Here is a 9,594-nt window from a genome sequence, read left to right as displayed (position 1 = left end):
GCAGGCGGGGGCCCGGGGCAGGCGGGTGGCGCGGTGCCGGTGCGGCGTCAGGTCCGCACCGGCACCGCGGGTCTCGGGGAGCAGGGCCTCAGTTGACGATGTTGTCGACGTCCTTGAGGGCCTGCTTCCAGGCGCCGTCCGGGTCGGCCTTGCCCTGCTCGATCGAGGTCAGCGCGTTGCCGATGGCGGTGCCGATCTCGGCGCCGTGCGCGCCGAGCGGCTGCGGGCTCAGGTCGCGGGCCGACTGGGAGAAGATCTTTCCGGTGGGCGCGTCGTTGAACAGCGGGTCGGTGTGCTCGGCGATGTCGGGCTGGGTCCACAGGGCCTGGTCGGAGGGGAAGTAGCCCTTCTCCTTGAACAGCCGGGCCTCCTGCGCGGGGGCGGTGAGCCACTTGGCGAGTTCGGCGGCGGCCTTGGTGTGCTTGCCGGCCTTCGGGACGCTCAGGTAGGAGCCGCCCCAGTTGCCGCCGCCGCCGGGGATCCGGGCGATGTCCCACTTGCCGCCGTCGGCGGGCGGGTTGGCCTTGAACTCGTAGCTCATCCAGGCCGGGCAGGCCACGGTGGCGAACTGGCTCTTCTGGAAGCCGGTGTCCCAGGCGGGGGTGAACGCCTGGATGCCCGCCGACTCGCCGTCCTTGATGGCGCCGGCCACCAGGTCGAAGGACTGCTTGACGGCCGGGTTGGAGGTGACCACGACCTTGCCGTCGGCGTCGTAGACGCCCTGCGGGGCCTGGGCCAGGATCGAGGTGAACAGGTTGCCGCCGCTGTCGAACCAGCGGACGTCCTTGTTCGGGCTGGCGGCCAGGAACTGCTTGCCGGCGGCCAGGTAGGACGGCCAGTCCTTCATCAGCGCGGCGACCTGCTCGCGGTCGGTGGGCAGGCCGGCCGCCTTGAACAGGTCGGTTCGGTAGCACAGCGCCATGCCGCCCATGTCGGTGCCCAGGCCGAACAGCACCTTGCCGTCCGGGCTGGAGGCGGGCGCGGTCTTGGACGGCACCCACTGGTCCTTGCTGACGCCGTTGTCCAGGAAGTTGAGGAACTTCCCGGCCTCCGGCTGGAAGCCCGCGACCTGCCCGATCTCGATCGCCTCGATGTCGGCGGTGCCGGAGCCGGCCAGCAGGTGGGCGTGCAGGTTCTGGTGGTGCGCGCCCATGTCGGCGCGGTTCTCCTTGATGGTGACGTTCGGGTGGGCCTGCTCGTACTCCTTGTACAGGTCCGCGTAGCCGAAGTCGGAGAACAGGTTCACCGTCAGGGTGATCTTGGCGTTGGGGTCCTCGTCCGCGGAAGCGCCGCCGCCGGAGCCGGAGCTGGAGCAGGAGGTGGTCGCGGCCAGGGCCAGCACCAGCAGCGCGGAGGTGGCGAGCAGGCGGCCTCTGGGGCCGGTGCGGGGCAGGGGGACGGGCATGGGACGGCTCCTCGCAGAGGGGTGGCAGGGCATCGCTGGGGGAGCCCCGGGAACACTCGATGGGAGAGCGCTCTCCCGGGGCGGCAACCGGAGCTTGGCCGCTCCACCCGCATCCCGTCAAGAGGTTGGACCGCAGAACATCGCTGCCATGGATGGGGTTTGGCGAAGTTTCGCCAGCGAACCACCGGTCGCCGCCCTTGACACGGATGAAACAACGGGGCAACCATCACTGGCGTAGTGAGAGAGCGCTCTCCCTGATCCGGGCACCGGCCCTCGACGGTGCCGCCCCCACCCCACCCGATCGGGAGCCCCCATGCCCGCCCCGCCCCTGCGCACGCCCCGGCCCGTGCGGCCGACCGCCTCCGCACCCCCGACCCGCACCCTGGCGGCGGCCCTCGCCGCCGCCCTGGTCGCCGCCCTGGTCCTGCTGCTGCCCGCCACCCGGGCCCAGGCCGCGCCCGTCCTGCTCTCCCAGGGCAAGACCGCGACCGCCTCGTCCACCGAGAACTACGGCACCCCCGCGTCCAACGCCGTCGACGGCGACACCGGCACCCGCTGGTCCTCCGCCGCCGCCGACCCGCAGTGGCTGCAGGTCGACCTCGGCGCGCCCGCCGCGCTCAGCTCCGTCACCCTGCAGTGGGAGGCGGCGTACGCGAAGGGCTACCAGATCCAGCTGTCCACCGACGGCAGCACCTGGACCACCGCGTACACCACCGCCAACGGCGCCGGCGGCACCGAGACCGTCCCGGTCACCGGAACCGCCCGCTACGTGCGGATGTACGGCACCGCCCGGGCCACCGGGTACGGCTACTCGCTCTGGGAGTTCCAGGTCTACGGGGCCGCCGGCGGCGCCCCCCAGGGCTGCGGCACCGCCAACGCCGCCCAGGGCAAGGCCGCGACCGCCTCGTCCACCGAGAACTACGGCACCCCCGCGTCCAACGCCGTCGACGGCGACACCGGCACCCGCTGGTCCAGCGCCGCCGCCGACCCGCAGTGGCTGCAGGTCGACCTCGGCTCCGCGCAGAGCGTCTGCGGCACCGCCGTGGTCTGGGAGAGCGCCTACGCCAAGGCGTACCGGATCCAGCTGTCCACCGACGGCAGCACCTGGACCGACGCGTACAGCACCACCACCGGCGCCGGCGGCACCGAGACCCAGGCCGTCTCCGGCACCGCCCGCTACGTCCGCCTGTACGGCACCGCCCGGGCCACCGGGTACGGCTACTCCGTCTGGGAGTTCAAGGTGTTCACCGGCGGCGGGGCCTCCACGAGCCCCAGCCCGACGCCGACCCCCACCGGCACCACCCCGCCCGGCGACTGGACCACCGTGTTCGGCGACGACTTCGCGGGCAGCGGCGGCAGCGCCCCGTCCGCCGACAACTGGACGGTCCGCACCGGCACTTCGGAGCCCGGCGGCGCCGCCAACTGGGGCACCGGCGAGGTCCAGACCGACACCGCCGACCCCGCCAACGTCGCCCTCGACGGCAACCACCACCTCAACCTGACCGCGGTGCGCGACGGCGGCGGCGCCTGGACCTCCGGCCGGGTGGAGAGCAAGCGCACCGACTTCGCCGCCCCCGCCGGCGGACAGCTGCTGATCTCCGCGCAGATCAAGCAGCCCGGCGTCGCCGACGCCACCGGCTACTGGCCGTCCTTCCGCGCCATCGGCGCGAACGACCGCAGCGGCGGCTGGCCCGGCACCGGCGAGAGCGACATCCTGGAGGACGTCAACGGCCGCAGCCAGACCTCCGCGACCCTGCACTGCGGCACCGCCCCCGGCGGCAACTGCAACGAGTACAACGGCATGACCAGCGGACTCGCCTCCTGCCCCGGCTGCCAGAGCGACTACCACACCTACAGCCAGGTCATCGACCGCACCACCAGCGACGAGCAGATCCGCTGGTACCTCGACGGCCGGCAGATCTGGCAGGTCAACGAGTCCCAGGTCGGCACCACCGACTGGAAGAACGCCGTCGACCACGGCTTCAAGCTGGTGTTCAACCTCGGCATCGGCGGCTCCTTCCCCGACAGCGTCTGCGGCTGCACCACGCCCGCCGCCACCACCACCTCCGGCGGCGCGCTGTCCATCGGCGCCGTCCGGGTCGCCACCACCACCGGCACCGCCCCCGCCCCGCTCACCGACCCGCCCGTCCCCACCGGCAAGAACACCGTCAAGGTGACCGGCGGACAGGGCAGTTGGAGCCTGAGCGTCAACGGGCAGCCCTACCAGCTCAAGGGCGTCACCTGGGGCCCGGCCCAGTCCACCGCCGACGCGCACATGCGCGACCTCAAGGCGCTGGGCGTCAACACCGTCCGCACCTGGGGCACCGACGCGAGCAGCAAGCCGCTGCTGGACGCCGCCGCCGCGTACGGCATCAAGGTGGTCAACGGCTTCTGGCTCAACCAGGGCGCCGACTACGTCAACGACACCGCCTACAAGAACAGCACCCTCGACTCCATCAAGCAGTGGGTGACCACCTACAAGGACCACCCCGGCACCCTGATGTGGGACGTCGGCAACGAGGTCATCCTCACCACCCAGGACCACGCCTACACCGGCGCCACCGTGGAACAGGAGCGCGTCGCCTACGCCCAGTTCGTCGAGCAGGTCGCCCAGGCGATCCACGCCATCGACCCCGACCACCCGGTCACCTCCACCGACGCCTACACCGGCGCCTGGACGTACTACAAGCAGTACACCCCCAGCCTCGACCTGCTGGCCGTCAACTCCTACGGCGCGGTCTGCAACGTCAAGCAGGACTGGATCAACGGCGGCTACACCAAGCCGTACATCGTCACCGAGACCGGCGACGCCGGCGAGTGGGAGGTCCCGAACGACGCCAACGGCGTCCCGACCCAGCCCACCGACACCCAGAAGCGCGACGGCTACACCAGCGCCTGGAACTGCATCTCCGGCCACACCGGCGTCGCGCTCGGCGCCACCATCTTCAACTACGGCACCGAGAACGACTTCGGCGGCACCTGGTTCAACCTGATCCCCGGCGGCTGGAAGCAGCCCGCCTACTACTCCGTCGCCACGTCCTACGGCGGCAGCGCGAAGTCCGGCAACACCCCGCCGGTGATGCCGAACGTCACGCTGAGCCGGACCGCCGACGTCCCGGCCGGCGGCACCTTCACCGTCAGCGCGCCCGCCACCGACCCCGACGGCGACCTGGTCCGCTACCAGCTGTACTACAGCTCCAAGTACGTGGACGGCGGCACCGGCTTCGGCCAGGTCCGCTTCACCCAGACCGGCGACGGCCAGTTCACCGCCACCGCGCCCAAGACCCTGGGCGTCTGGAAGGTCTACGTCTACGCCTACGACGGCCACGGCAACGTCGGCATCGAGTCCAAGTCCTTCCGCACCGTCGCCCCCGTCCCCAGCGGCACCAACGTCGCCAAGGGCAAGCCGACCACCGCCTCGACCTACCAGGCCACCGGCAACGGCGCCCCCTACCCGCCGTCCAACACCACCGACGGCAACTGGTCCACCCGGTGGGCCAGCGAGTGGGCCGACCCGCAGTGGCTCCAGGTCGACCTGGGCCAGACCACCTCGTTCAAGCACGTGCAGCTCGGCTGGGAGTCCGCGTACGGCAAGGCGTACCAGATCCAGACCTCCGCCGACGGCACCAACTGGACGACCGTCTACACCCAGGCCAACGGCACCGGCGGCATCGACGACATCGACGTCAACGGCAGCGGCCGCTACGTCCGGGTCAACATGACCCAGCGCGGCACCGCCTACGGCTACTCGATGTACGAGTTCGGCGTCTACGCCTGACCCGCCGCCAGTGAACCGGGGACGTCCGGCCCGTGCCACCGGACCGGACGCCCCCGCCCCCCCACAGACCCCCGGTGCCGCGCGGCTGGGAGCGCCGCGCGGCACCGGGTCCCCCACCCACCCTTCCTCTTCCGGAGGTCCGATGAAACACCGCACCTCGCGCGGCGCGCCCCACCGCACCGCGCTCGCCGGCGCCGTCGCCGCGATCCTCGCGGCCGGCGCCCTCACCGGCGGCGTCCTCGCCCAGCAGGCGGCCGCCGCGGCCGACCCGCTGATCAGCCAGTCCAAGCCGGTCACCGCCTCGTCCGTGGAGAGCGCGAGCTTCCCCGCCGCGGCCGTCGCCGACAACAACCTCGCCACCCGCTGGGCCAGCGCCTGGAGCGACCCGCAGTGGGTCCAGATCGACCTGGGCGGCACCGCCAGCGTCAGCCACGTCGAACTGGACTGGGAGGCCGCGTACGCCAGCGGCTACCAGCTGCAGACCAGCAACGACGCCACCACCTGGAACACCGTCTACACCCAGGCCAACGGCACCGGCGGCACCGAGCAGATCGACCTGGCCGGCAGCGGACGCTACGTCCGGCTCAACCTCACCAAGCGCGGCACCCAGTACGGGTACTCGCTGGAGGAGTTCAAGGTCTACGGGCAGGTCGCCGCGTCCGGCGGCGGCTCCGGCTACGTCCTGGCCAACCCCCAGGTCACCGGCGCCACCCCGGCCACCGGCAACCCGGCGCACGCCTACTTCCACGAGTTCCAGGCCAACTGCACCGCCACCCACGACCTGCCCGACGACCCGATCGTCTTCCCGGGCAAGCCCGGCGCCTCCCACATGCACACCTTCATGGGGGCCCTCAACACCAACGCCGACTCCACCCTGGAATCCCTGCAGGCCAGCACCACCAGCTGCCTCGCCCCCGGCGACAAGTCCGGCTACTGGATGCCCACCATGTACGACGGCAGCACCGCCGTCGACCCGGTCGGCCTGCAGACCATCTACTACAAGAGCGGCATCAACGACTACACCGCCGTCCGCCCCTTCCCGGCCGGCCTGCGGTTCGTCGTCGCCAGCCCCACCGACAGCGCCACCGACTTCACCACCCACCCCGGGTACGTGGCCGGCTGGGAGTGCGGCAACAGCTACCACACCTCCGACCTGCCCACCGAGTGCCCCGGCGGCGGCCAGCTCAACATCCGCTTCCAGGCCCCCAGTTGCTGGAACGGCCTGTACCTGGACACCCCCGACCACAAGAGCCACATGGCCTACCCCATCGACGGCGTCTGCCCCGCCGACCACCCGGTCGCGCTGCCGATGATCGAGTTCAAGATGGCCTTCCCGGCCAACCTGAACGACCTCGCCCAGCTCCACCTCTCCAGCGGACGGGGCTTCTCCTTCCACTACGACTTCTTCAACGCCTGGGACGCGCCCACCCTGGCCGCACTGGTCGACCACTGCATCGTCGGCGGCCTCCAGTGCAACGCCCGCGGCTACGACGAGACCCAGCCCGGTAGGGGCGCGGCGCTCAACGAGCAGTACCTTCTGCCGTAAGACCGACCGGCACATGGAGGGTGGGTGAAGGAGCGGGGTGAGGGCCGAGTCCGGGCGGTGCCGACGAGGGAGCCGTGGCGGAGCCACGGCGACCGAGGAGAAGCCGTCCGGGCGACAGCCATCGGCCCGCGACGCCGCCCTCCATGTGCCGGTCGGTCCAAGCCCCCTGAGCCGCAGCACCCACCGCGGACACCGGCCCCGCCGCCACGGACCCCACATCCGGCGGCGGGGCCGGCCCGAGCCCCCACCCCCACGGAGGACCACCGATGAGGCTTCGCCGCACCGCCGCGCTGCTCCTGCTGCCACTGCTGACCCTGCTCGCCGCCACCGGCTGCGGGTCCGCGGTGACCCCTGCCGCAGCGCCCCCACCTGCGAGCACGGCCGCGAGCCCGGCCACCGCGGCGCCCTCGTCCGGTGCGTCCGACCGGCCCTCCGACGCCACCTCGATGATCTGCAACCCCTACTTCCGGCAGGAACTCGCCGGCGCCCTCGGCACCGACATCACCCAACCTCTCGCCCCCACCTGGGAGAAGCGCGTCTACAGCTGCGCGTACCACTACCCGGACGGCAGCATGACGCTCTCCGTCAAGGAACTCCCCGACGCCGCCACCGCCCTCGCCCAGTACGACGGTCTGCGCGGCAGCGCCGGGACCGTCACCGACCTGAACGGCCTCGGCGAGGCCGCCTACAAGCGCGCCGACGGCACCACCGTGGTCCGCAAGGACAGCTTCGTGCTCACCGTCGACGTAGCCAAGCTGCCCGAGACCTTCGGCACCCCGCCGCGCAGCCGGGCCGACGTCGCCGTGATGACCGCCACCACCGTCATGATCTGCTGGCAGGAGCACAGTTCCTGACCGGACGCCGCCGCCCGCTGCCGACCGGACGCGCCCTCGGGGGTGCGGCCGGCCGGACGGTGGGCCGCGTCCCGGGGCAGGGACCGGAGCACGGTCCGGGCCCAGCTCCGGAGCACGGCCCGGAGCACGGCCCGGAGCGCACTGGGAGAGCGCTCTCCGAGCGTGCTATAAAGGGCCCCATGAGCAGCGAAGCCCTCAAGCGCGCCACCACCCTGGAGGACGTGGCGCGGGTCGCGGGCGTCTCCCGGGCCACCGTCTCCCGCGTCATCAACGGCGTCCGGAACGTCGACCCCGCCATCCAGGAAGCCGTCCGCCAGGCCATCGCCCGTACCGGCTACGTCCCCAACAGCGCCGCCCGCTCCCTGGTCACCCGCCGCACCGGCGCCCTCGCCCTGGTGATCTCCGGCAGCGACGCCCCCGAGACCCCCGACCACCACGTCGGCGGCGAGATCTTCGCCGACCCGTTCTTCGGACGCGTCGTCAGCGGCGTCTTCACCGGCCTGCGCCCGCTCGACCTGCACCCCGTCCTGATGCTCGCCGACAGCGCCGAAGCCCGCGACAAGGCGCTCACCTACCTCCGGCAGGGCAACGCCGACGGCGCCATGGTGGTCTCCACCCACAGCCGCGACCCGCTGCCCGCCCAACTCCTCGCCGCCGGCATCCCCACCGTCCTGTTCGGCCGCCCCCCGACGCCGCTCTCGCTCTCCTGCGTCGACCTCGACAACCGCGAGGGCGGCCGGATCGCCGCCGACCACCTCGCCGCCCGCGGCCGGCTGCGCGTCGCCGCCATCTCCGGCCCGCTCGGCGTCCGCGCCGCCCGCGACCGCCTCTCCGGCTTCCGGGAGGCCATGGCGGACCACGGCATCCACCAACTCCCGCACGTCGAAGGCGACTTCACCCGGGAGGACGGCGAACGCGCGATGACCTCGCTGCTGCGCCGCTACCCCGACCTGGACGGCGTCTTCGCCGCCAACGACCTGATGGCCCAGGGCGCCCTCGCCGTCCTGGCCGACCATCGGCGCCGCGTCCCCGAGGACATCGCCATGATCGGCTTCGACGACTCCTCCGCCGCCACGGCCGGCCGCCCCCACCTCACCACCGTCCGCCAGCCGGTCGAGGAGATGGCCGCCGAAATGACCCGCGTCCTCCTCGACCACCTCGCCCGCCCCACCCGCGCGGCCACCACCGTCCTCTTCGAGCCCACCCTGATCGAGCGCCAGTCCGCCTGACCGGCATCCGTGGGTGGCGGTGGGGCTGGGTGGGTCGGCGCTGGGCGGGAGGGGGCGACGGTTTCGAACCCGCCCTGGTTGAACGCTGATCCGCTTGACCGGCACCCGTGGGCGGCGGTGGGGCTGGGTGGGTCAGAGGCGGTCGGGGTGGGGGGTGCCGGCGCCGCGCAGGAGGGTGTCGACGACCAGGGTGGCGAGGGTGTCGGGGTCGTGTTCGTCGGGGTGCTGGGCGGCCTCGTGGATGAGGGCGTAGTAGACCCGGCGGGTCCAGGCGATGTCGGTGTCGGGGCGTAGGACGCCGGCGTCCCGGGCGCGGAGGAAGAGCCGTTCGCAGGTGGTACGCACCTCGGCGTGGATCCGGGCGACCTCCGGGTTGACGGCGGAGGCCCGACTCATGGCGAAGCCCCAACTGGCCTTGATGCCCAGGACGTTGGCGGTCGTCCGGTAGAGCGCGACCAGGGGCGGGGCGGTGTCGGGGTGGGCGGCCTCCACCGCGGCGGCGAAGCGCCGGGTGGCCCAGGTGGCCAGGGCGTCGATGAGCGCCTCGCGGGTGGCGAAGCGCCGGTGCACGGTGGTGCGGGCGACGCCCGCGGCCTCGGCGATCTGCTCCATGGTGGCCGCCGGGTCGGCGCCGAGGGTGCGTTCGGCGGCCTCCAGGATGGCCGTCACGGTCCGTTCGGCGTCCGCGCGCAGCGGCCGGTTTCCGGTGGGGGGCGACTGCCGCTGCGTGGTCATGCCGGAAAGCATACGCCGGAGTCCCGGTTCGCCGACTACTTGCATCA

The 9,594-nt window shown here is 72.5% G+C and carries 6 protein-coding genes; 4 read left to right on the top strand and 2 right to left on the bottom strand.

The genetic code is table 11. The annotated features are described in order from the left end of the window. Positions 1-88: 88 nt before the first annotated feature. Complete coding sequence (locus tag IH44_RS0127325; RefSeq protein WP_030462401.1) at positions 89-1,405, bottom strand: extracellular solute-binding protein; 1,317 nt, start codon at positions 1,403-1,405, stop codon at positions 89-91. Between the two features lie 313 nt (positions 1,406-1,718). Between IH44_RS0127325 and IH44_RS49800 the strand changes: the two genes are divergently transcribed. The 4 genes from IH44_RS49800 (at position 1,719) to IH44_RS0127305 (ending at position 8,812) form a co-directional block, all read left to right on the top strand. Continuing rightward, entirely contained in the window at positions 1,719-5,183 is a 3,465-nt protein-coding gene (locus IH44_RS49800; protein ID WP_051817377.1) for a discoidin domain-containing protein, read from the top strand. A gap of 142 nt (positions 5,184-5,325) precedes the next feature. Then, positions 5,326-6,729 carry a DUF1996 domain-containing protein gene (locus IH44_RS0127315; RefSeq protein WP_030462399.1) on the top strand — a complete coding sequence of 468 codons (1,404 nt, stop codon included), beginning with the start codon at positions 5,326-5,328 and terminating at the stop codon, positions 6,727-6,729. A gap of 266 nt (positions 6,730-6,995) precedes the next feature. After that, positions 6,996-7,583, top strand: coding sequence for a hypothetical protein (locus IH44_RS0127310; RefSeq protein WP_051817376.1), 588 nt, complete (start codon positions 6,996-6,998; stop codon positions 7,581-7,583). Between the two features lie 179 nt (positions 7,584-7,762). After that, the gene (locus tag IH44_RS0127305; RefSeq protein WP_030462397.1) at positions 7,763-8,812 is read left to right on the top strand and encodes a LacI family DNA-binding transcriptional regulator; all 1,050 of its coding nucleotides are present in this window, start codon (positions 7,763-7,765) and stop codon (positions 8,810-8,812) included. A gap of 132 nt (positions 8,813-8,944) precedes the next feature. Here IH44_RS0127305 and IH44_RS0127300 read toward each other — a convergent pair whose 3' ends face one another. After that, a complete protein-coding gene (locus IH44_RS0127300) occupies positions 8,945-9,547 on the bottom strand; it encodes a TetR/AcrR family transcriptional regulator (RefSeq protein ID WP_030462396.1) in 603 nt (200 codons plus the stop codon). Between the last annotated feature and the right edge of the window lie 47 nt (positions 9,548-9,594).

It is taken from the genome of Kitasatospora sp. NRRL B-11411 (genome assembly GCF_000721345.1).
Classification (GTDB): Bacteria; Actinomycetota; Actinomycetes; order Streptomycetales; family Streptomycetaceae; genus Kitasatospora; species Kitasatospora cineracea.
Note: the sequence above shows the minus strand (reverse complement) of the source record. Positions and strands in the feature narration are given on the sequence as shown.